Raw genomic sequence first — 20,310 nt, forward strand, 5'->3', positions numbered from 1 at the left:
CCCAGCGCAGGTGCCGCGCAATGAATGCGCCGCTGGGGGTGATTTTAGCCGGAGGGCAGGCCACGCGCATGGGGGGCGGGGACAAGGGCCTTTTGCCGCTTGGAGATGCGACCCTGTTGTCGCATGTTATTGAACGGTTGTCTCCGCGAGTTGATGGGGTTGCGCTGAATGCGAATGGGGATGCAGGCCGGTTTGCAGATTTGGACATCCCGGTGATTGCAGACAGCGTGGATGGATTTGCAGGTCCGCTTGCTGGCGTGCTTGCGGGGTTGGATTGGGCTGCCGCACAGGGTGGCGAAACCATAGTGACAGCCGCGGCGGACACGCCGTTCTTTCCCTGCGATCTTGTCCCCAGCCTCCAGTTGGCGGCAGAGGGCATGACACATCCGATGGTTCTTGCCGCGACCCCTGATCCAAAGCGCGGACAGGCACGCCACCCGACCTTTGGATTGTGGCCCGTAGCCTTGCGCGATGATTTGCGCGCGGCCCTAAACGCCGGCGTGCGCAAAGTCGTCCAATGGACTGACCGGCACGATGGTCGCCTTGCCGTGTTTCCGGATGAGGCCGCTTTTTTCAACGTTAACACGCCGGATGATCTGGTGCGCGCCGAGGCAATGTTATGAGAATTTATGGCGTTGTTGGTTGGAAAAACGCAGGCAAGACTGGCCTGATGGAACGATTGGTCACTGAAATAACGTCTCGTGGCATCACCGTTTCCACGGTCAAGCATGCCCATCATACCTTTGACGTCGATCATCCGGGCAAAGACAGTCATCGCCACCGCGTTGCAGGTGCCAGTGAAGTGCTGCTGGCCTCACGCAACCGCATTGCGCTGATGCAGGAACTGCGCGGAGCAGATGAACCGCCCCTCGAGGCGTTGCTGGCCCGTCTCAGTCCGGTCGATCTGGTGCTTGTGGAGGGATATAAACGCGACGCCCACCCTAAAGTGGAGGCGCACCGCGCAGAGACCGGCAACCCGCTGATAGCGCCGGGCGATCCCACCATCCGCGCTGTTGCAAGCGATACGCATCTGGAGTTGGACCGCCCGGTGTTCGACCTTAATGACACACGTTCTGTCGCTGATTTCATACTGACCGAGGTCGGGCTGTGAGCGGCTTTGACCGGGTCATCGTTGTGGATTGGTCCGCCTCCAAGGCGCCTTCGCCCAAAGTGCCTTCGGCCGATGCGATTTGGATCGCGGTTCAGGCAGGGGGACAGACCACATGCACCTATCACCGCACGCGGGCGGATGCGATCGGCACGCTTTGTGCGGAGTTTGATGCAGCCATCCTTGCCGGGCAGCGGGTGTTGGCGGGTTTTGATTTTCCCTTTGGCTATCCGGCAGGTTTTGCCAGCGCGGTGACAGGGATCAGCGATCCCTTGGCCCTTTGGGCGGATCTGGCAACGCGGATCAAGGATGCGGATGACAACGCGAACAATCGCTTTGAGGTGGCGGGCGACTTGAACCGGTTGTTTCCGGGTGTGGGACCGTTCTGGGGCTGCCCTGCGGCTATTGCAGATGATGTTCTGCCTGCCAAAGGTAGCACCCGGCATGGGCACGGCATGATCGAGCGTCGAAAGATTGAGACGCTGATCGCATCTGCGCAGCCCTGTTGGAAGCTTTACACGACGGGTTCTGTTGGGTCTCAGGCACTGCTCGGGATCGCCCGTTTGCAGGGCTTGCGCGAACGCTACGGCGCTACTCTTTCGGTTGCCCCGTTTCAGGCGCCAGATACGCCGATTGTACTGGCCGAGGTGTATCCTTCGCTTTTGGCAGCGGAGATCGCTGCGCGTCAGGGCGTGGACGAGATCAAGGATCGCGCGCAGGTGCGGCTGACGGCGCAGGCGTTGGCCAGTGTCCCGGGTAAACAGTTGGATGTGATGCTGCGTGAAGGGGATACAGAAGAGGGATGGATCCTCGGGGTGGACCACGAGGATACCTTGCGCGTAAGCCTTGAGCGTGCCCCCGTGCCACCCCTAAAGAACGACTGTTTTGCCTTGCCGCCGGGCGTGCATTGGACCCCCGTTGATAAGGCGTTGGCCGAACTGAGGCAGCGTCTGGGGCCGGTCGTAGGGTCCGAGACTGTGCCAGTGAATATGGCATTGAACCGGGTTTTGGCGGCTGACGTCATAGCCCCGCGCGCCCATCCTCCACTGCCGAATACGGCCGTGGATGGGTATGGTTTTGCGGGCGGTAAGGCGGAAGGCGTGCATGACATGCCCGTTATTGCCGCGCAAATGGCGGCTGGACGTACGCCAGATTTTGAAGTGCCATCAGGCTCTGCCGTACGCATCCTGACTGGTGCGGCGCTTCCGGGGGGCGTCGATACGGTGATCCTGCAAGAGGATGTGCAGCGCACCGGGGATCGCCTTTCTTTCCATGGGCCGATTAAGGCGGGCGCGAACACCCGCGCGGCAGGTGAGGATGTGGAGGCCGGGGCCTGCGTGGTGAGCGCTGGGCGACGGTTGACCCCTGCAGATCTGGCGCTGCTGAGCGCTGTGGGTGTGGGAACGATATCGGTGCGCGCGCCTCTGCGCGTCGGGGTTTTGTCCACGGGGGATGAGTTGGTTGCCCCCGGTTCAGACGCTGGTCCGGGCCAAATCTATGATGCGAACCGGCCAATGCTGTTGGGCCTGATCGACCGGCTTGGGCACGTGGGCGTCGATCTCGGCCACGTCAACGATGACCGCGCTGCGTTATTGGGCCGATTTGACGATGCAGCGGCCCGTGTCGATGTGATTGTGACCAGTGGTGGGGCGTCAGCAGGGGACGAAGATCACGTCTCGGCCCTTCTTAATGCATCGGGTCACATGGCGTTGTGGCGCATCGCTATCAAACCCGGACGCCCGTTGGCGTTGGGGATGTGGCAGGGCGTGCCGGTCTTTGGTCTGCCGGGCAATCCGGTCGCGGCGATGGTATGCACGCTGGTCTTCGCCGCTCCTGCGCTGGCGCAGATGGCAGGTGCCGGGTGGTCAGCACCGCAGGGGTTCGACGTTCCGGCCGGCTTTGAAAAACGCAAAAAGGCGGGGCGACGGGAGTTTCTGCGCGCCCGGATGCGCAACGGAAGGGTCGAAGTGTTCCAGTCGGAAGGATCAGGACGGATCAGCGGATTGTCCTGGGCCGAGGGCCTTGTGGAGTTGCCGGACGAAGCACTTCATGTGCGGCCCGGTGATCCGGTGCGGTTCATTCCGTGGAGTGGGTTTGGGGTGTAGCCGTCACAGACCTTGCGCGATCACCACAACTTCGGTCAGATACCCAGCTTCCAGCCCGACACCGACACAGGCGCATTGCGGCCAGTTTGCCTCTTCCCCGACCCAATCCCGCCAAACCGCGTCCATCTGAGGTTTCAGCGCTATGTCGCTGAGGTAAACGGTGGCTTGCTACAGCCGGGTCCGGTTGCTGCCCAGTTCTTCGAGTAAACGGTCAAGGTCGTGCAGCGTATTGCGAGTCTGGGCCGCGATTCCATCTGCACATACCGGGTCGGTCGCAACGGCATAGACATACCCATCAGCAGCCACCGCATCGCTGCGTCCGACCCCCGGAGCCGGGATGCGGGTAATGGGCGGAGGCGTCAATCAAAGGTACCCGCTACGCGCCCCAAGAGCATGAAAGCCCGCGCGGTACGCGTGTCGCTGAGGGCAGCGATGTCTTCATCGGTCGCATTCTCCACAAAGGCAGAGATCGTTTTATCGAAACGGCGCAAAAAGTGGTGTGCGGCATCGCGAAAGATAGGGTCCTGCTTCATCCGCCCGGCTGTCAGCGCCAGCGAAGAACGGTCCCGCACGCCACCCAAAGCTGCCACTGGTCGCCCGCGTTCGCCACCGGCAAACTGGCGCCATACTTCGGGGCGGGCCCGGTCGGGGCGTAGATCGTCCATGTAGATGCCATCTTGGCTGAGGAGGGTCAGAATATCCTGCGCAGCCTGCACAAGTTGGGCCGTGGTACGGTCGCGCATGGCTTTGCGAAGGGCTGCAAAGCCTTCTTCGTCCTCGGTTGTTTCGGGGAAATTGAGGGCGCGGATGAAATCATCGATCTCCAGAGGCGGTGCCATGTCTTCGGCGCTGGTGCCAAGGGCGAGGGCCGGTTGATCGCCGCTGTCGACAGGGGTGGCAGCAGAGTGCGGCGTGGGATCAGCCTCCCTCCGCGACTGGAAGGTGGCTAACGCCGTTTCGGTCTTGCGGGTTGCCGCAGCGATCTCGTCCAGTTTGCGCGCAACGGACGCCTCGGACTTGACTCCGGCTCCCTGCGCTTGCGCGATGTAGGTTTGGCGGATGGCATCGATGGCGGCCTGCAGGCGCTGGCTTTCCTCGCGCATCACACGGCTTGATCTTGCCGCCGTGGCCGCAACCCAAATCATTGCGATGGGCATGAAAACGGCCAACATCGTGATCAGAAAACGGAAACCCTCGAACCCCGTCGTATCAGCGCCCGTATCGGTCAGCAGAAAGAACGCCGCCGCGCCGAGCAACCAAAGTGCGGACAGAACAAGTGCCACAACCTCAATCGAGGTCACGGTGGCCTGTTGCGGCTTGTCATAAATCCCGAGCGGAGTTGGTCGGGATGCAGGGGGTGTTGTTTCGTCGGCCATGGCCTCAGCTATAGCTGATTTTCAGCACTTCATAGGACTTTTCACCGCCCGGTGTGCGTACTTCGACACTGTCGCCCTCTTCTTTGCCGATAAGGGCACGGGCTATCGGCGATTTGATGTTCAAAAGACCCTTTTCGATGTTGGCCTCATATTCGCCAACGATCTGATAGGTTTTTTCCTCGTCCGTGTCCTCATCCACCAGTGTCACTGTCGCGCCAAACTTGATCGCACCAGACATTTTGGCAGGATCGATGACGTCAGCCAGAGAGATCACCCCTTCGAGTTCCTTGACCCGCCCTTCGATAAAGGACTGCTTTTCCTTTGCGGAATGATACTCAGCGTTTTCGGACAGATCCCCATGTTCACGCGCCTCGGCTATCGCCTTGATGATGGCGGGCCGTTCGACGGTCTTGAGATGCTTCAGCTCGGTTTCCAGAGCCTGTGCCCCTGCGCGGGTCATTGGGATCTTTTCCATGGGCGTCGTCCAGATAAGGTGCGGCGGCCCCGGTGTGGAGCCGCCGATATAAGTTCATACGCAATACCTGACCCAATGGAGCAGGGGAATGCAAGCGGATTTGATCGTTGCCGTACCCGCGTGCCAAGTACCTATCTTGAACGCCCCAAAACATGGGCGCAGCCGGTCAGTCGTATTGCACGACCTGGTATTCGATGCCGTCATGATCGTGAAAGTAGAACCGCTGTCCCGGTTCGTAGTCGTAGTGTTCGCCAGGCTCAAAACCGGTTTCGGCCACCCGGGCACGCATGGCGTCGATGTCATCCACGACAACTGCAATGTGGTTCAGGCCGCCGGTTGTGGTGTAGTTGTCTTCGCGCGCGTTCAACCCGCCTTCCTTGGGCACATAAAGAGCAAGGTAGTGGTTTTCGGTACCCACATGGACCGAGTAGCCCACCTCGCGAGAGCCTCCGGTCCAGCGGACGTTCCACCCAAACAGGTCGCACATCCATTTGGCGGTCGCATCGGGGTCGGTCACGGTGAAGTTGGTGTGTTCAAGCTGTGCGGTACTGGCCATTTTGACTTTCCTTTCGAAGTTAATAAGGGCAGTGTCCCACCTCAAGTTAACTTGAGGTCAAGAGGTTTTTTCACATGAATGCAGGCGAGGGTTTGAGCATCGGAGAGATTGCAGCACGCACTGGTCTCGCGGTGTCCGCAATCCGATACTACGAAGAAGAAGGGTTGATCGCCCCATGGCGCAATTCGGGAGGACGCCGGCGGTTTCAGCGCGCCGACATCAGACGCTTGAGCTTTGTCATGATCGCGCAGCAGTTTGGATTCACTCTGCCGCAGATCCGGGTAGAGCTGGATCGTCTGCCCCGCCACCGCGCCCCGACAAAAGCGGATTGGACGCGCATCAGCAAAGCGTTTCGCAGTGGCCTCGATGCTCGAATTGCTAGGTTGGAAAAGCTGCGCGACACGCTTGATGGCTGTATCGGCTGTGGCTGCCTGAGCCTTGAGGCATGTGCCCTCTACAACCCTAAAGACCGCGCGGCAGAGCGTGGGACAGGGCCGCGGTATCTGTTGGGCGACAGTCCAGACAAGTAACGCGCATAAGTGGAAATTCTTGATCGGAACGTCTGCCCGGTTTAGCGTTTGGAGATATTTATTGCGGTTTTCATTTCGGAGATTTTTGCATGGTCAAGACCTCGGACATGCGGTGGTTCAAGGAGACGTTCTGGGCTGAATTGACGGCCGCAACTGACGGCACCGTTTTTGACCCCGATATGGTCAGTGCCATCGCCTGTCAGGAAACCGGCAGTCTATGGGCGCCCATGCGCGACAAGGGGCTGTCAAAGGACGAGATCGTGCGCCTTTGCTGCGGTGATACCTTGGATGCGCCCAACCGCAGCGCCTTTCCCAAGACCCGCGCCCATCTTGAGGCGGAGCCGCATGGCAAGAAGATGTTCAAGATTGCGCGCAAGGCGCTTTTGGATATGTCAGAACATGTGTCCGGCTATGGGTTTGCCAAGAACCGCAAAAACAAGTTTTGCCATGGCTATGGCGTGTTTCAGCTGGATTTGCAGTTCTTTAAGGTCGAACCAGAGTATTTCCTTGAACGTCGGTACGAGCAGTTTTCAGAAACGCTCGGGCGGGCAATGCGCGAGTTAAAGTCCTGCCAGAAAAAACGCCGGTTGCAGGATCGAACCTCGATCACGGATTTCGAGTTTGTGACCATCGCCATTACTTATAACACTGGGCGGTTTCGCCCCAACAAGGGGCTTAAGCAAGGGCATTTCGACGGAGCCAAGCATTATGGCGAGCATATCAACGACTATGTGGCGCGCCTGCGCCAGATTGCAGTGCCCGATGGTCCGGCGGTTGTGGTGCCTGACGACGGACAGACTGTTCTTCCACCGCCGCACGCCCCGCAAGCGACTGGGCCATTGCTGGTTGTTGATACATCGACCACGACCCTGCGGTTGCGCAGTGAGCCGGAGGTGAGCAGTCCCGCGACTAAGAACGTGATTGCCGATCTGCCGGATGGCTGGCCAGTGCGCGCATTCGGAACAAAGTCGCAGAATCGGTTTAGGGAAGTTGAGGCTGATCTGTCGGGGACGGTATTTCGTGGCTTTGCCTTTGCCGATTTTCTGGCGGATGCGACCCCCGCCGCCCCGATGGAACCAATTGCACCGCTGGAGCCTTTGGAACCACCTGCCAAGCACGCGGTTGAGCCGGTCTGGATGCCCCGCAAATCTGCAATGATCACCAAACGCACAGAACAAGCAGGGGCCCATTCTTTGAATGAACAGGGAATGCCGGGGCGCGGAGGGACGACCCCTGAAATGCTGCGCGCCAGTATTCACGATGTGATCGCGTTCCTAAATCCAGAGAACACGGCGCAACATGCGCGTTATGCCCCGCGAGGGCGGCTCACCTTTTGCAACATTTACGCCCACGACTTTTGCGCGCTTTGCGGGGTGTACTTTCCACGTGTGTGGTGGATGGAAGGGGCATTGGGTGCGATTGTGGGTGGTTCTGAGGTCAAGCCTCTCTAAGGCAACACGGTCAAGGAAATGCGGGCCAATGATCTGTTCCGCTGGCTGGCGGACTATGGCTCTGGTTTTGGCTGGCAACGCATCGCGTCCACCACTGAATTGCAAAACCACGCGAATCTGGGGGCGGTGTGCATGATCATTGCGCGGCGCAAGAATGACGGGGCATCTGGGCACGTATCGATGGTAGTTCCGGAAACCGAAAATCACCGCGCCCGCCGACTGCCGGGCGGCCAGGTGTCGGCGCCGCTGCAAAGCCAGGCGGGATCACGCAACTTCAATTATGACGCTGGGCGGACAGACTGGTGGAAGTCCGACAAGTTCGCCGACAGCGCCATGTGGGCGCACGCCTGAGCCGCAGTGCTGTGACCCATCGCAGCACCGGATCATTTTACGCGGTGTCGCGATTGCATCGTCTGCGCACGTGCGCTAGCCAATTCCAAATGTTTTTCGCGCAAGGCTGCCTTGCGCCTGCGATATCAGAGAGTGGACGGACATGGCCGAGATAGAACGCGAAGCAATGGAATATGACGTGGTAATCGTGGGTGCTGGCCCCGCGGGCCTGTCAGCAGCCATTCGTCTCAAACAGCTTGATGCTGATCTGAACGTCGTTGTTTTGGAAAAAGGGTCAGAAGTGGGCGCACACATCCTGTCGGGTGCGGTGCTGGACCCTTGCGGCCTTGATGCGCTAATCCCTGATTGGAAAGAAAAAGGCGCGCCGCTGAACGTGCCCGTCAAAGAAGATAAATTTTATATGCTGGGCGAGGCGGGTCAGATCCGTATCCCCAACTTTCCCATGCCGCCCCTGATGAACAACCACGGCAATTACATCGTATCGATGGGCAATGTGTGTCGCTGGATGGCCGAGCAGGCCGAGGAACTGGGCGTCGAGATTTTCCCGGGCATGGCATGTTCTGAACTGGTTTATGGCGACAACGGAGAAGTCAAAGGCGTGGTTGCTGGTGTCTTTGGTCTGGAAGCGGACGGGTCCATTGGTGAAGGCGCAGAGCCAGGCATGGAGCTGCATGGCAAGTATTTGTTCTTGTCCGAAGGGGTGCGTGGGTCACTCTCCAAAGAGGTGATCGCGAAATACCATCTGGCCAAGGAATCAGAACCGCAGAAATACGGCCTTGGCATGAAGGAAATCTGGGAAATCGACCCCGACAAGCACAAGGAAGGGTCCGTCACCCACACCATGGGCTGGCCTCTGGGCAAGAACGCGGGTGGTGGATCGTTCATCTATCACCTTGAGAACAATCAGGTTTACGTGGGATTTGTCGTGCACCTGAACTACAAGAACCCACATCTATTTCCTTACATGGAGTTCCAGCGCTTCAAACACCACCCGATGGTGGCCGAACTGCTCAAGGGCGGCAAACGGGTGGCCTACGGCGCGCGTGCGATTTCCGAAGGTGGATACCAATCCATGCCCAAGATGGTCGCGCCTGGCGTGGCGTTGCTTGGCTGTTCCGTGGGCATGGTCAACGTCCCCCGGATCAAAGGCAACCACAACGCGATGCTGTCGGGCAAAGCGGCTGCGGAGGCGGCGTTCGATGCGATCAAGGCGGACCGTTCCGGCGATGAACTGACGACCTACGAGAGCGAAGTCCGCGATGGTGACATTGGCGCAGACCTGAAAAAAGTGCGCAACGTCAAGCCGTTGTGGTCAAAATATGGCCTGATGGCATCGCTAACGCTGGGCGGGTTTGACATGTGGACGAACACGCTGGGCTTCTCACTGTTCGGAACGCAGGCGCATGGCAAGAACGACGCGGACGCGACCGAAGAGGCGTCCAAGCATACTGCCATTGATTACCCCAAACCGGATGGAAAGCTGTCATTTGACCGCCTGACAAACGTGGCTTTCAGCTTTACCAACCATGAAGAAAGCCAACCCGCGCATTTGCGTCTGACAGATGCGGACGTGCCCGTGAAATCGAACCTTGCCAAATACGCCGGCCCTTCAGCGCGGTATTGCCCGGCAGGTGTTTACGAGTTTGTCGAGGAAGAGGGAAAAGACACCCGCTTTGTCATCAATTTCCAGAACTGCGTGCACTGCAAAACCTGTGACATCAAGGATCCGGCGCAGAACATTACCTGGACCACACCGCAGGGCGGTGACGGGCCAAACTATCCCAATATGTAAGCTACTAGCGTGTCGCGCCCTGCGACACGCTAACCATTTCGCGAGGTCACGTTGCACCCAGTCTCAGACGTGTTAGCGTAACGTCAACTCGAGCTCTCACATAATAGGTGTCCCCCGTGATCCGCACGCTTCTCATTTGCACCGTATTGGCAACAGGTCTTCTGGTCTCCCCTCAAATCGTCTCGGCGAATTCGCTGTCGGGCGCCTATCTGGCCGGTCGACAAGCGGCGATCCGCAAAGATTTCGAAGCATCGGCCCGCTACTACACGGCCGCTCTGGCGCGTGATCCGTCCAATGTCGGACTTATGGAGGACACGATTGCCACACAACTGGCCATGGGACGGATCGACCGCGCCTTGCCGATCGCAAAGCTGCTCGAGGGGCAGGGCATTCGCAGCCAGGCCGCGCATATGGCAGTCATCGCAGATATATTGTCGCGGGAGGCCTATGACGAATACCTCAATCGCAATATTGAAACGGCTGGCATTGGCCCGCTGGTTGATGGTCTTTTGGGCGCGTGGGCGATGATCGGTGCAGATCGGGTTGATGATGGCCTGGCTGAGTTTGATCGGATCAGCGAGGAACGTGGGCTACGCGGCTTTGCGCTATATCACAAGGCGATGGCACTGGCATTTTTGGGAGATTTTGAGGCATCCGAGGCAATCTTTGCGTCCGAAGCCGGACCTTTGCAGCGTACCCGCCGCGGTGCCATGGCGCGCGCTGAAGTCCTTTCGCAGCTGGGCCGTAACGAAGACGCCATCGCCTCGCTTGGGGTCGCGTTTGGCACCTCTTCTGACCCCGAATTGGCCACGATGCGGGAGGAGCTTGCCTCGGGAGCAGTTCTGCCATTTACTCATGTGACCTCGGCCCGCGACGGTACAGCAGAGGTGTTTTACTCTGTCGCAGGTGCTTTGCGTGCGGATGCAGATGCCGATTATACGTTGATCTATGCCCGTCTGGCGCGTCACTTGCGCCCCGATCAGATCGATACGTTGTTGCTGGTCGCAGAGCTGCTCGACGAGCTGGAGCAGTACGAACTCTCCGGTGCCGTTTACAAAGAAGTGCCTGCAGACCACCCTGCCTTTCATGCCGCCGAACTGGGTCGCGTGGGCACATTGCGCGAGGCTGGCAAAGTTGATGCGGCCATCGAGGTGCTAGAACAACTGGCCAAACGCTTTGGTGATCTGTCCGTGGTCCATTCCACGTTGGGCGATGTGCTGCGCCAGCAAGACCGCTTTGAAGAAGCCAGCGGAGCCTATGACCGCGCTATTGATCTGACGCCTGAAGGGGCGAACGGGACATGGTTTTTGCACTATGCCCGGGCAATCACGCTGGAGCGCCAAGATGAGTGGCCCCGTGCCGAGGCTGACTTCCGTCGCGCGCTGGAGTTAAACCCCGGCCAGCCGCAGGTCTTGAATTATCTGGGTTACTCGCTGGTGGAAAAGCAGATCAAGCTGGACGAAGCACTGGCTATGATCGAGCAGGCGGTTGATGCGACAAATGGCGAAAGCGGCTATATCGTGGATAGCCTCGGCTGGGTGCTCTACCGTCTTGGCCGTTTTGATGAAGCCGTTGACCACATGGAGCGGGCGGTTGAACTGATGCCTGTCGATCCGGTGGTGAATGACCACCTTGGTGACGTCTATTGGGCTGTTGGGCGCGAACGCGAGGCGCAATTTCAATGGATGCGGGCACTCAGCTTTGTCGACCCCGAAGAAGTAGATGGCGAGGCAGACCCGGACCGCATGCGGCGTAAGCTGGAAGTAGGTCTGGACGTCGTGTTGGAAGAAGAAGGTGCGCCGCCTTTGAGAGTGGCGGATGACGAAGGATAAGGTCTCTGTCGAGGTCTTTGCCCCGGCCAAGATCAATCTTTGCCTGCACGTAACCGGCCAACTTGAGAACGGTTACCACCTTCTGGACACGCTGGTCGCTTTTGCCGACATCGGTGATGTGATCAAGCTTTCGAGTGATGGGCCAGGTGCTCTCAGTGTGACGGGCCCAGAAGCAACGCCTGAGCTGTCTAGCGATAACAACATCATATGGCATGCAGCGCAGAAGTTTTGGGTTCCGGACCGCCATGTCTCTCTCGCTCTGGAAAAGCATCTGCCAATGGCGTCAGGCATTGGTGGGGGGTCGGCAGATGCGGCCGCCACCTATCGCGGTCTGCTACTGCTACGCGCGGCTTTGGAGGGACAGGACATCCCGCGTGATCCAACCCGTCAGGATGCCCACGATTTGTTGGAAATTGGCGCGGATGTGCCGATGTGTGTTCTGAGCGAACCAGCCCGCGTGTGCGGGATTGGTGAGCAGATAGAGCCCATCGCGGACTTTCATCCTTATCCGATTGTCCTAGTGAACCCGCGCGTTCAGGTGTCCACCCCGTCCGTCTTTTCACAATTGGCGACAAAGCAGAATGCAGCCATAGAACCGTGGCCCGGGAGCTTTGAGGATCGTGACGCGGTGCTGGATTGGCTGAGCGCACAACGTAACGATTTGCAGGATGCAGCGGTCCGGGATTGTCCGTCCATTCGGGATGTGCTGGGCGCGCTGTCAGCGCACGAAACGTGCCGCCTTGCGCGTATGTCCGGATCAGGAGCGACGTGTTTTGGTCTGTTCGACCGCGTGCATAAGGCTGAAGCCGCAGCCGAAGAAATCCGGGCCGCACATCCAAACTGGTGGGTGCAAAGCGGACGTTTGAACGGCGGGCGGCGTTCCGCCCCTCAGTTAATTCGTTCCACGACGTAGTCCGCCAGATCGATCAACATGTCGCGCAAAGGATGCGAGGGCACATTGGCCATAGCCACTTTGGCTTTGTCTGCCCACGCGATAGCGTCCTGCTGTGTTGCCGCCAACGTGCCATGGCGGTGCAGCAAATCCAACGCATGGTCTAAATCGCCATCTTCTTGTTGACCCTTTTCAATGGTGCGGGACCAAAAAGCGCGTTCTTCTGAGTCGGCCTTGGCCACGGCCTTGATCACGGGAAGGGTCAGCTTCCGCTCGCGGAAATCGTCGCCGACATTCTTGCCTGTAGCACTTGACTGACCCTGATAATCCAGCAAGTCGTCCACGATCTGAAAGGCGACCCCAAGTGCGTCGCCATAGTCAAACAGCGCCTGCACCGTCGCCTTGTCCGCGCCAGCGATTACCCCGCCAACTTCGGTTGCGGCCGAAAACAAAGCCGCTGTCTTGCCGCGCACCACTTGCAGATAAACTGACTCGTCCGTCGCGAGATCCTGCGCCGCGGTCATCTGCAAAACTTCGCCCTCGGCAATGGTCGCTGACGCGTCAGAAAGGATACGCAGCACGTCCATGTTGCCCGTCTCTGTCATCAACTGAAAGCTGCGTGAGAACAGGTAGTCGCCAACCAACACAGACGATTTGTTGTCCCACAGGAGGTTTGCCGTAGGGCGCCCGCGGCGTTGGCCGCTTTCATCAACAACATCATCATGCAGCAGGGTGGCGGTGTGAATGAATTCTACCGTAGCGGCCAGGTGCACGTGATAGGGGCCTTCGTAGCCACACATGTGCGCAGCCGCCAAGGTCAGCATGGGGCGCAACCGCTTGCCTCCTGCATCAACCAAATGACGGGTCACTTCGGGAATGCGCGGGGCGTGTTGCGACGCCATCCGCGTCTGGATCAGCGTGTTGACGGCGCCCATGTCGTCGGCCAGCCAATCAGCCAAGCGATCATGCGGTTTTGCAATTGTGGAAGCGTCCATGCCCTTACCCCATTCCCCCTCGACATTTAGCGTGGGATGCTCCTACATCGATGATATGAAGGAACTTTTACGCAGCACCGACCCAACCATTATCGCGTTTGCTTCGGCCCTACTTGAAGGCGAGGATATAGACTGCTTTCAGATGGACGTAAACATGAGCATTCTCGAAGGCGGCATAGGAATTTTCCCGCGCCGACTGATGGTGCGCGAGGCGGATTATGACGCTGCATTGCGTGCGATGAAGGACAATGACATCGACCTTGGCAAATGACCTGACGCATGACGCTTTCCTGGGCGGCCAGTTGCACTTGTGGCAGCCGCGTGCGGGCTATCGGGCTGGAGTCGATCCAGTCTTGCTGGCCGCGTCCGTGCCTGCGCAATCGGGCGAGTCGGTGCTGGATCTAGGTTGTGGCGTCGGGGCGGCGGCTCTCTGTTTAGGGGCGCGGGTGCCGGAGCTTGATTTGATGGGAGTCGAGCAGCAGGCAGAATATGCCGCATTGGCAAGGCGAAACGGGTTGTCGGTGGCCGTTGGTACCGTAACGGACCTGCCAGACGAAGTCCGCTGCCGTAGCTTTGATCATGTTCTGGCCAACCCCCCATTTTTCGATCGGAAGTCTGGTCGAGAAGCACGCGATGCCGGGCGCGAGGTGGCACGAGGGTTGAACACGCCCTTGTCCGATTGGGTCAAGGCCGGGGCAAAACGATTGCGCCACAAGGGATATCTGCACGTGATCCATCGGGCCGAGCGCGTGCCCGATTTGCTCGCGGCAGCTCAGGGACGACTGGGCAGCCCCGAAATTTGGCCGATTTCTCCGCGTGTTGGCCGCGCTGCCGAACTGGTCATTTTCCGCGCCCGCAAAGATGGCCGCGCCGATTTCCGCCTTCACGCCCCGATTATTCTGCACGAAGGGGCGCAGCATCTGCGCGATGCAGACAGTTATACGCCTGTCATAAGGGCGGTATTGCGCGAGGGCGCTGCGCTTGGGATTTAACCGATCCTTAACCCAATTCCCCAGCAATGACGTCCTAAGGCTCTGAAAGCGTTTACAAACGTACCACGCTACTTCACAGCGGATCACAGTAGTTATGGGCATCAGGACATCAGGAGGGCATCAAATGGCGACGATTCGGAGGCGCGGAGACAGCTGGTTTGCACAAGTCAAAAAGAGCGGTGTGCGTCGTTCCAAGTCGTTCAGCACGAAGGGAATGGCTCAAAAATGGGCGATCAAGACCGAGCGCGACATCGAACTTGGCGAGATAGGCTTATCCCCGAAATCTACCGGAGGACACACGCTGGCAGAGGCCGCGAAGCGGTACAACACAGAGCAGGGCCACAGCTTCAGCCGCAGCAAAATGGAACACCTGAAGCGGGCAGTGAAGGTCTGGGGCGATGTCAGGCTTGAGTCGGCGCAGCAGGTCGACATCCAGAAGATATTCGCAGCCTCAAAATATGCGGGCACATCCCTAGAACTGGCTCTGGCCACTATTGGGGGCGTCGTTAAATACGCGCGCACCGTTTGGCTGTGGGAAGTGTCTGAGCAGCCTTGGCATGACACCAGCAACGCTATGAAGCGCAGGGGCGCTATCAAGCCAATCAACAGACGGACACGGCGCTGTAGCCCCGATGAGGAGCAGGCCATCGCCTCGCACTGGCTGTCGAATGTCGTCCCTCATAGCGTCGTGCCCTTCCTGATCGACACGCCCATGCGGTCGGGTGAGTTAGCCGCGCTGCGCTGGGACGACGTCGAGCGTAAGGATGCCAACAAGTTCATCGTCACGATCAGAGAGCGAAAAGGCACCAAGGCGGATGACCGTGTACCTCTGCTTGGGCGCTCAGGCCCGATTATGGAAGGTTGGTGGGCCAGCCGGGGAAACACGGGCTTCGTCCTCGGAGCCGATCAGGGGCTGCTGTACCGCGCCTTTAAAAAGGCCACCGACGCTGCGGACATCAAGGACATGGTCATGCACGATCTGCGCCACGAAGGCATCAGCAGGCTATTCGATGCTGGCTGGAATATCCCGCAAGTCGCTGTAGTGTCTGGCCACCGTTCGTGGGAGCATTTGAAAAGGTACACCCACATATCGGCGGAAGATTTGCTCTTCGGGTGATTTTTTTTGGGGAAAAAGGCATTTTTTTGGGGTTAGCACCCTGCATAATTCATTCACAACGAGTGAATTTTTTTGGAAACGGCATTTTTTGTTGTCGTTGTTCAACTGCGTCTCAGAAGCCTTTGTTTTTTATGAGGGTTCGAAAAAAGATATTCACAGCCAGTAAGCTATACGTTCACAGCCAGTAAATTATACGTTCGCATCTAGTAAACTAAAGTTTAGCAGGGTGCTAAATTTTACACGTCAATACAATGGGTTGGGGGTGCATATAGGGCTTGATACACGTTGGGTTACGGTACTTATTGGTGGCACATGTAACCGAGCGCCGCCGCCTAGGTCGACAAACTTCAACGGCGACGCTCTCTAATCACAGAGGGAGTCCCCCTATGACTAACTTACGGTATCCGACGCCAGAGGACATTGCAAAGGCGGATAATCTGGCTGGCCAGCAGAACAATCTGGCTGGCTTACAGCGTATGACGCGCGTTGAGCTGGAAGAGCTGATTCAGTCGCTAACTGGCACTATTAGGTATCTCACGCCCGTTGATCTTTCCGACCTGATAAAGGTGCCCGAAGGCACTATCGCAAACTGGCGCTGCCAAGGCTCAGGCCCACCCTACACGAAAATCGGCAAACGCGTCCGCTACAGCGAGGCTGACGTGATCAAATGGATCAACGCCAAATACCGTGACCCTGCGGCTGAGGTGGCGGCATGAGCGCTATCGACATAGACGAGCTTCGGGCTGCGATCAGATTTTGCCCAACCACGGGGTTAATGTGGTGGCGATACAGAGACGACGTGTCTGCGTGGTGGAACACCCGATATGCGCACCAACCTGCGCTGACGGCTGACTGCCTCGGCTATAAGATCGGCACGTTCAAAGGGAGGCCGCTCTACGCACATCGCGCCGCGTTCGCAATTGTCTATGGTTATTTTCCTAAGCAGGTCGATCACGCGAACGGGAATCGTGCGGATAATCGGCTTATGAACCTTAGGCCCAGTGACCAAGTCTTGAACATGCGAAACAAGCGCAGGCGATCCGACAACACGTCTGGCATAACTGGAGTTTGGCTAGACAAGCCCACGCGCAAATGGCGTGCGCGGATCAGGGTCAATGGAAAAGACCTCTACCTCGGCAGCTTCGACACTAAGGACGAAGCAGCAGCCGCCCGCAAAGCCGCTGAAATCGAGCATGGTTTTGATGAACTCCACGGCCGATCAGCCGCCGTCCGAGCCGCGCGCGATCTAGAAGCCGCCTAACAGCCAAATCCCAAAAAAAAGCCGCTCCGAATTGCGTCGGAGCGGTGAGTTTTTTTCAGAACCCAAGATAAGACGTGGGCGCTGTAGATGCAGCGAAATCATACACCAAGTTTGTCGGGTTCTCAAGTTGAGGAGGGCGTTTTATGCCCGCATATGAGACAGAAACTGAACGCAACTGGGGCCTGTTCAAAGTGACCCCGCGCCCCTTTGAGCTTCATGAGGGGGACACACAATGATATCTCGTACTTATGCTCAAATTGATTGTTCTCTTAAAGGCTCCAAGAAGATACGCGGCCTTTCGAGCCATGCAGCAAGGTGGGCGTATGTCTGCGCCCATCTGAGCGACTACTGCACTTATGCGGGCCTTTTCCAGTATCCGTTGCATGTCTGGGCGCACGACGCGCAGCTAGACGCTTCACAGCTTGAAGATTGTGTCGCCGATCTGGTCGATGCTGGCCTGATCGAATACGACAAACAGGAAAGCTTTGTGCGCATTGTCGGGTTTTTCAATAAGCGCAGTGGGCCAGAAAATCCCAACCGCGTAGACGGCGTAATAAGCGACCTTAGCAGCTTTGATGACATTGAACCTGCCATTTACTGCCGCACTGTTTCTGAGCTTGCAGTGGCGTCGGTCAGGCGCTCCTTGAGATGGCCGACAGAAGGCTCCGGACGAACCCAATTGTATGCCAGCCTGAATCAGTTCTTGGCCGAGGTGTATCAAGACTACGGCGACCCGTTTCTAGCCCTTCTCAATGCTGAACTGGACAAGGCTTCAGCAACCGTTGGCACCGAAATTAAGGCCATTTTCCCTCCGTTGCTGATGTCCACAGATAGCCTTGCGGGGAAGGGTTCCGAAAGGGTTCCGAAAGGGTTCGGTAACACGAGACTAGACGAGACGAGACTAAAACGAGACGAAAACGAGACGAGACTAAAACGAGACGGTCATTTTTTTTAAAACGTCTGCTCTCAGCTTCTTTGCAATGAAAAAGAGCAGCACTGAAACCGAAGTCACCCCTAACCCTCACAGGATGGACTCACACAGTGACGGTGGGTCCGTTCTGGGGTGTTGGTAGCCCGACTATCGCCAGAGGCTCTGTGTGAGTCTCTGAGCGCCTCTCAGGCCTGTGGGTCAGCAGCCCTTGTAATCCTTAGCAACGCATCCCCGCGCCAATCGCTTGGCCCTCGAGATGTATTGACCATTAAGTTGGTCATGGGCAGTCGATGTCACTCATCAATTCTCACAGCGTGGCCAGCATTTATCATCGCTTGGTTGATATCCTTGCCTTCTAGGTAAATTACACCAAGCCAACGCCGGAATGAGCCTCTTTCATCTGCCCCATCACGCCCCTTGAAGGTTCGAAGGATTATGGATTTTCCTTCGATTAGTTCTTTAAGAAATGCCGTTGCTGCTTTGCCCTCGACCCGGCTTTCACCTCTCGGCTCTGGAGCATCAATGCCCACAAGTCTGATGCGTTGGTTTTTAGCCCAAATGTAGAAACCCAGATCAATATCAACATCGATGGTATCCCCATCAACGACCTTAACGACAGTGGCACGATACAGAAATGCTGGCTCTGTTGGTCCGCCGCCTGCTGAAGCCCAAGAAGCCAGCAGCATCGTTGCGACTAGGGCCGCGTGTAATGTCTTTCTCATGAAAACCTCTCTCAGCAGCCCTTGTAGTCTTTGGCAACGCATTCCAGCGCCATCTGCCGTGCCGTTGAAATGTCCTCTGCCGTCATCTGATCTTCGACGGATTTTATGTTTCTCATACTGTGACCACTGCCAAAAGAAGCAGCAATATTGAACCACATATGAGCGCGAAAGTGGTCGCTTGTGCCTTTTCGGCCATCAGAGTAAACGGTGACGTCGCCATCGGTGTAACCAACGTAAAGTACACCCAGACTGTTCTGTGCGGCTCTGTCACCCTGTTCCGCAGCCAAGCGATACCACTTCAAGGCTTTGTCAAAGTTCTGCGGGACGCCTTTGCCTTCGAAGTACATCAAACCCAGCCAATGTTGCGCTTTTGCATCGCCTTGTTCTGCCAACGGGCGAAACTCCGCGAGCGCGGTTTCATATTTACCGACTTTATAAGCCACCCTTCCTTTACCTAAATCCTGCGCCGTGACGGTCTGCCCGCCGAAAGCCAAAAGCACCGCCAGAGCGATAGCACCAAAAACCTGCTTCAAAACATCGACCTCCAATATCTATGCTCAGGCTATGCGCCACAGATTGGAAACGCCAGTTGCGCTTTGTCAGTTTTATGGGTCCTTAGCCTAGTAGCCACGGGGTGCGTTGCGCGGCCCGAGATTAACCGTGGGTCACCACCAAAGGCATTCCAGAAGCGCCGACTGCGCAAACGCGCTAAACTCAAGGATGCGCAGACTTGGGAAGGATAAGACAGCACGGTTTCTCAGTACAGTTCTGCAAAACCAAAGCTGCTTTGGGGAAGTTCAAAGCCAAGAAAGCTAGTAAATTACTGAAACTCTACGTTCCAGATAGTCAATGCCACAGAGACACCGTCATCTGACATCTCCACATTGTATTCTGCTTCAAAACTGATCGGGCAACCCAAGGAAGAGTTTAGCCCAATAAACTCCGCCTTGTCACAGCTTTTAGCCCGCAGGCTGGTTCCTCTTCCATCGTCCAGTTTCACTGGATAACGCCTTTCGCCTATGTGCAGTAAGTATGAGGTTTCATCTTCATCAAATTGCAAGAACTCACGTTTCAAGAGGCCGCTGCCGACGAAAGTACTTTTGTCAAAATCCCCAATTTCTAGCAGGAGAGTACCCACTTGATCTTCGGTGTGCTGCGCCCAAGCGCCTGTTGGCATCATCAACAGCGCAATGCCTGCGGTTTGAACTAGCGTTCTCATAAAATTCCTTTCAGGTTCAACCATGATGAATATCAGTATGCAGTGCTATCTCTTTGATCAACAGCAACAGGTTATGCACCTCAGGATGGAAACGCCAGTTGCGCTTTGTTCGATTTGTGGGGCCTGAGCCTAGTGACAACTGTGTAGCTTATCTTCGGCGCTCAGAAGCCCGTGGCCGCAACCAAGACATATGAATGAAGATCATAAAGTTTGAGTTTATTATGAATTATGATAATGATGTGGGTATGCCTTCCGATCAGCCAAGGGTTGAAAAGCCCCCATGCCCAAGCCGCAAGCCAAAGCAGGGGGCACCCCTCATCCCCTGGCTCAGGGGGGGGGCATATTTAAGCGTGCAGACGCGCACCTCGCGCCCGTGATGTCGTGAATTGGAAACAAACTGAAAACAGGAGCCGTGCCGTGTTTAAAAAAGGCCAAAGTGGCAATCCAAGTGGGCGGCCAAAAATGCCAGTAGAAGTCCGCGAAGCCATCCGTTCAAATGGTGAGCTTGCGGTTAATCGCATGACGCAGCTTCTGTCTGATGAAAGCGCTTGGGGACCGTCTGGCTGGATCAAGCCGCGAGAGCAAATACTGTTGGCGACAGCGGC

Annotated in this window: 25 protein-coding genes; 16 read left to right on the top strand and 9 right to left on the bottom strand. The window is 57.2% G+C overall.

The features are described from left to right. Positions 1 to 20 precede the first annotated feature (20 nt). From mobA to glp, 3 genes are read left to right on the top strand one after another with little or no spacing between them, the layout of a single operon-like run. Positions 21 to 623, top strand: a complete 603-nt coding sequence (mobA, locus tag ABJD00_RS00410; RefSeq protein WP_413829795.1) for a molybdenum cofactor guanylyltransferase MobA — start codon at positions 21 to 23, stop codon at positions 621 to 623. Further along, positions 620 to 1,111, top strand: coding sequence for a molybdopterin-guanine dinucleotide biosynthesis protein B (mobB, locus tag ABJD00_RS00415; protein WP_413829797.1), 492 nt, complete (start codon positions 620 to 622; stop codon positions 1,109 to 1,111). Before mobA ends, mobB begins: the two co-directional genes overlap by 4 nt. Next, entirely contained in the window at positions 1,108 to 3,213 is a 2,106-nt protein-coding gene (gene glp, locus ABJD00_RS00420; protein ID WP_413829799.1) for a gephyrin-like molybdotransferase Glp, read from the top strand. The genes mobB and glp overlap by 4 nt, the downstream gene beginning before the upstream one ends. A 3-nt stretch (positions 3,214 to 3,216) precedes the next feature. Here the strand turns inward: glp and ABJD00_RS00425 are convergent, their stop codons facing one another. From ABJD00_RS00425 to ABJD00_RS00445, 5 genes are all read right to left on the bottom strand, one after another. Next, positions 3,217 to 3,339, bottom strand: coding sequence for a hypothetical protein (locus tag ABJD00_RS00425; RefSeq protein ID WP_413829801.1), 123 nt, complete (start codon positions 3,337 to 3,339; stop codon positions 3,217 to 3,219). Between the two features lie 42 nt (positions 3,340 to 3,381). After that, positions 3,382 to 3,576 (bottom strand): hypothetical protein, encoded by a 195-nt coding sequence (locus ABJD00_RS00430; RefSeq protein ID WP_413829803.1) that lies wholly within the window; start codon positions 3,574 to 3,576, stop codon positions 3,382 to 3,384. Next, positions 3,573 to 4,589, bottom strand: a complete 1,017-nt coding sequence (locus ABJD00_RS00435; RefSeq protein WP_413829805.1) for a hypothetical protein — start codon at positions 4,587 to 4,589, stop codon at positions 3,573 to 3,575. The genes ABJD00_RS00430 and ABJD00_RS00435 overlap by 4 nt, the downstream gene beginning before the upstream one ends. Positions 4,590 to 4,593: 4 nt before the next feature. Beyond that, the gene (gene greA / locus ABJD00_RS00440; protein ID WP_413829807.1) at positions 4,594 to 5,064 is read right to left on the bottom strand and encodes a transcription elongation factor GreA; all 471 of its coding nucleotides are present in this window, start codon (positions 5,062 to 5,064) and stop codon (positions 4,594 to 4,596) included. 166 nt (positions 5,065 to 5,230) lie between these two features. After that, complete coding sequence (locus tag ABJD00_RS00445; RefSeq protein ID WP_413829809.1) at positions 5,231 to 5,620, bottom strand: VOC family protein; 390 nt, start codon at positions 5,618 to 5,620, stop codon at positions 5,231 to 5,233. A 74-nt stretch (positions 5,621 to 5,694) separates the two neighbouring features. On the opposite strand from ABJD00_RS00445, the gene soxR reads away from it, so the two are divergent. The 6 genes from soxR (at position 5,695) to ABJD00_RS00475 (ending at position 12,489) form a co-directional block, all read left to right on the top strand. Beyond that, positions 5,695 to 6,150, top strand: a complete 456-nt coding sequence (gene soxR, locus ABJD00_RS00450) for a redox-sensitive transcriptional activator SoxR (RefSeq protein ID WP_413829811.1) — start codon at positions 5,695 to 5,697, stop codon at positions 6,148 to 6,150. An 89-nt stretch (positions 6,151 to 6,239) separates the two neighbouring features. After that, complete coding sequence (locus ABJD00_RS00455; protein WP_413829813.1) at positions 6,240 to 7,601, top strand: hypothetical protein; 1,362 nt, start codon at positions 6,240 to 6,242, stop codon at positions 7,599 to 7,601. A gap of 18 nt (positions 7,602 to 7,619) precedes the next feature. Beyond that, positions 7,620 to 7,952: a hypothetical protein gene (locus ABJD00_RS00460; RefSeq protein WP_413829815.1), complete on the top strand. Its 333-nt coding sequence runs from the start codon at positions 7,620 to 7,622 to the stop codon at positions 7,950 to 7,952. A gap of 142 nt (positions 7,953 to 8,094) precedes the next feature. Next, a complete protein-coding gene (locus ABJD00_RS00465) occupies positions 8,095 to 9,744 on the top strand; it encodes a 4Fe-4S dicluster domain-containing protein (protein ID WP_413829817.1) in 1,650 nt (549 codons plus the stop codon). Positions 9,745 to 9,860: 116 nt separating this feature from the next. Further along, entirely contained in the window at positions 9,861 to 11,576 is a 1,716-nt protein-coding gene (locus tag ABJD00_RS00470; protein WP_413829819.1) for a tetratricopeptide repeat protein, read from the top strand. Then, positions 11,563 to 12,489, top strand: a complete 927-nt coding sequence (locus tag ABJD00_RS00475; RefSeq protein WP_413829821.1) for a 4-(cytidine 5'-diphospho)-2-C-methyl-D-erythritol kinase — start codon at positions 11,563 to 11,565, stop codon at positions 12,487 to 12,489. Before ABJD00_RS00470 ends, ABJD00_RS00475 begins: the two co-directional genes overlap by 14 nt. Here the strand turns inward: ABJD00_RS00475 and ABJD00_RS00480 are convergent. Then, positions 12,465 to 13,463 (bottom strand): polyprenyl synthetase family protein, encoded by a 999-nt coding sequence (locus ABJD00_RS00480; RefSeq protein ID WP_413829823.1) that lies wholly within the window; start codon positions 13,461 to 13,463, stop codon positions 12,465 to 12,467. The two genes, ABJD00_RS00475 and ABJD00_RS00480, sit on opposite strands and share 25 nt — an antisense overlap. 55 nt (positions 13,464 to 13,518) lie before the next feature. Here ABJD00_RS00480 and ABJD00_RS00485 point away from each other — a divergent pair, with 55 nt between their 5' ends. From ABJD00_RS00485 to ABJD00_RS00510, 6 genes are all read left to right on the top strand, one after another. Then, positions 13,519 to 13,734 (top strand): DUF2007 domain-containing protein, encoded by a 216-nt coding sequence (locus ABJD00_RS00485; RefSeq protein ID WP_413829843.1) that lies wholly within the window; start codon positions 13,519 to 13,521, stop codon positions 13,732 to 13,734. After that, complete coding sequence (locus ABJD00_RS00490; RefSeq protein ID WP_413829825.1) at positions 13,712 to 14,455, top strand: tRNA1(Val) (adenine(37)-N6)-methyltransferase; 744 nt, start codon at positions 13,712 to 13,714, stop codon at positions 14,453 to 14,455. Before ABJD00_RS00485 ends, ABJD00_RS00490 begins: the two co-directional genes overlap by 23 nt. A 124-nt stretch (positions 14,456 to 14,579) precedes the next feature. After that, complete coding sequence (locus tag ABJD00_RS00495; protein WP_413829827.1) at positions 14,580 to 15,572, top strand: tyrosine-type recombinase/integrase; 993 nt, start codon at positions 14,580 to 14,582, stop codon at positions 15,570 to 15,572. A gap of 386 nt (positions 15,573 to 15,958) precedes the next feature. Beyond that, positions 15,959 to 16,288, top strand: coding sequence for a helix-turn-helix transcriptional regulator (locus tag ABJD00_RS00500; RefSeq protein ID WP_413829829.1), 330 nt, complete (start codon positions 15,959 to 15,961; stop codon positions 16,286 to 16,288). Next, the gene (locus ABJD00_RS00505; RefSeq protein WP_413829831.1) at positions 16,285 to 16,833 is read left to right on the top strand and encodes an HNH endonuclease; all 549 of its coding nucleotides are present in this window, start codon (positions 16,285 to 16,287) and stop codon (positions 16,831 to 16,833) included. Before ABJD00_RS00500 ends, ABJD00_RS00505 begins: the two co-directional genes overlap by 4 nt. Before the next feature lie 232 nt (positions 16,834 to 17,065). After that, complete coding sequence (locus tag ABJD00_RS00510; protein ID WP_413829833.1) at positions 17,066 to 17,788, top strand: hypothetical protein; 723 nt, start codon at positions 17,066 to 17,068, stop codon at positions 17,786 to 17,788. A gap of 269 nt (positions 17,789 to 18,057) precedes the next feature. On the opposite strand, the gene ABJD00_RS00515 is transcribed toward ABJD00_RS00510, so the two are convergent. From ABJD00_RS00515 to ABJD00_RS00525, 3 genes are all read right to left on the bottom strand, one after another. Beyond that, positions 18,058 to 18,486, bottom strand: a complete 429-nt coding sequence (locus ABJD00_RS00515; protein ID WP_413829835.1) for a thermonuclease family protein — start codon at positions 18,484 to 18,486, stop codon at positions 18,058 to 18,060. Between the two features lie 11 nt (positions 18,487 to 18,497). Further along, positions 18,498 to 19,034: a tetratricopeptide repeat protein gene (locus ABJD00_RS00520; protein ID WP_413829837.1), complete on the bottom strand. Its 537-nt coding sequence runs from the start codon at positions 19,032 to 19,034 to the stop codon at positions 18,498 to 18,500. A gap of 272 nt (positions 19,035 to 19,306) precedes the next feature. Further along, the gene (locus ABJD00_RS00525; protein WP_413829839.1) at positions 19,307 to 19,729 is read right to left on the bottom strand and encodes a hypothetical protein; all 423 of its coding nucleotides are present in this window, start codon (positions 19,727 to 19,729) and stop codon (positions 19,307 to 19,309) included. Between the two features lie 393 nt (positions 19,730 to 20,122). On the opposite strand from ABJD00_RS00525, the gene ABJD00_RS00530 reads away from it, so the two are divergent. Beyond that, positions 20,123 to 20,310 (top strand): DUF5681 domain-containing protein (locus ABJD00_RS00530; protein ID WP_413857361.1); only part of this gene is annotated, 188 nt, incomplete at its 3' end.

The organism is Tateyamaria sp. (assembly GCF_039945315.1).
Classification (GTDB): Bacteria; Pseudomonadota; Alphaproteobacteria; order Rhodobacterales; family Rhodobacteraceae; genus Tateyamaria.

Excerpts from the sequence above, each read along its gene's own strand:
- mobA (WP_413829795.1), top strand. The coding sequence starts at position 21 with ATGAATGCGCCGCTGGGGGTGATTTTAGCCGGAGGGCAGGCCACGCGC.
- mobB (WP_413829797.1), top strand. The coding sequence starts at position 620 with ATGAGAATTTATGGCGTTGTTGGTTGGAAAAACGCAGGCAAGACTGGC.
- ABJD00_RS00425 (WP_413829801.1), bottom strand. The coding sequence starts at position 3,339 with ATGGACGCGGTTTGGCGGGATTGGGTCGGGGAAGAGGCAAACTGGCCG.
- ABJD00_RS00435 (WP_413829805.1), bottom strand. The coding sequence starts at position 4,589 with ATGGCCGACGAAACAACACCCCCTGCATCCCGACCAACTCCGCTCGGG.
- greA (WP_413829807.1), bottom strand. The coding sequence starts at position 5,064 with ATGGAAAAGATCCCAATGACCCGCGCAGGGGCACAGGCTCTGGAAACC.
- ABJD00_RS00445 (WP_413829809.1), bottom strand. The coding sequence starts at position 5,620 with ATGGCCAGTACCGCACAGCTTGAACACACCAACTTCACCGTGACCGAC.
- soxR (WP_413829811.1), top strand. The coding sequence starts at position 5,695 with ATGAATGCAGGCGAGGGTTTGAGCATCGGAGAGATTGCAGCACGCACT.
- ABJD00_RS00455 (WP_413829813.1), top strand. The coding sequence starts at position 6,240 with ATGGTCAAGACCTCGGACATGCGGTGGTTCAAGGAGACGTTCTGGGCT.
- ABJD00_RS00460 (WP_413829815.1), top strand. The coding sequence starts at position 7,620 with ATGCGGGCCAATGATCTGTTCCGCTGGCTGGCGGACTATGGCTCTGGT.
- ABJD00_RS00465 (WP_413829817.1), top strand. The coding sequence starts at position 8,095 with ATGGCCGAGATAGAACGCGAAGCAATGGAATATGACGTGGTAATCGTG.
- ABJD00_RS00475 (WP_413829821.1), top strand. The coding sequence starts at position 11,563 with ATGACGAAGGATAAGGTCTCTGTCGAGGTCTTTGCCCCGGCCAAGATC.
- ABJD00_RS00480 (WP_413829823.1), bottom strand. The coding sequence starts at position 13,463 with ATGGACGCTTCCACAATTGCAAAACCGCATGATCGCTTGGCTGATTGG.
- ABJD00_RS00485 (WP_413829843.1), top strand. The coding sequence starts at position 13,519 with ATGAAGGAACTTTTACGCAGCACCGACCCAACCATTATCGCGTTTGCT.
- ABJD00_RS00490 (WP_413829825.1), top strand. The coding sequence starts at position 13,712 with ATGACATCGACCTTGGCAAATGACCTGACGCATGACGCTTTCCTGGGC.
- ABJD00_RS00495 (WP_413829827.1), top strand. The coding sequence starts at position 14,580 with ATGGCGACGATTCGGAGGCGCGGAGACAGCTGGTTTGCACAAGTCAAA.
- ABJD00_RS00500 (WP_413829829.1), top strand. The coding sequence starts at position 15,959 with ATGACTAACTTACGGTATCCGACGCCAGAGGACATTGCAAAGGCGGAT.
- ABJD00_RS00505 (WP_413829831.1), top strand. The coding sequence starts at position 16,285 with ATGAGCGCTATCGACATAGACGAGCTTCGGGCTGCGATCAGATTTTGC.
- ABJD00_RS00510 (WP_413829833.1), top strand. The coding sequence starts at position 17,066 with ATGATATCTCGTACTTATGCTCAAATTGATTGTTCTCTTAAAGGCTCC.
- ABJD00_RS00515 (WP_413829835.1), bottom strand. The coding sequence starts at position 18,486 with ATGAGAAAGACATTACACGCGGCCCTAGTCGCAACGATGCTGCTGGCT.
- ABJD00_RS00525 (WP_413829839.1), bottom strand. The coding sequence starts at position 19,729 with ATGGTTGAACCTGAAAGGAATTTTATGAGAACGCTAGTTCAAACCGCA.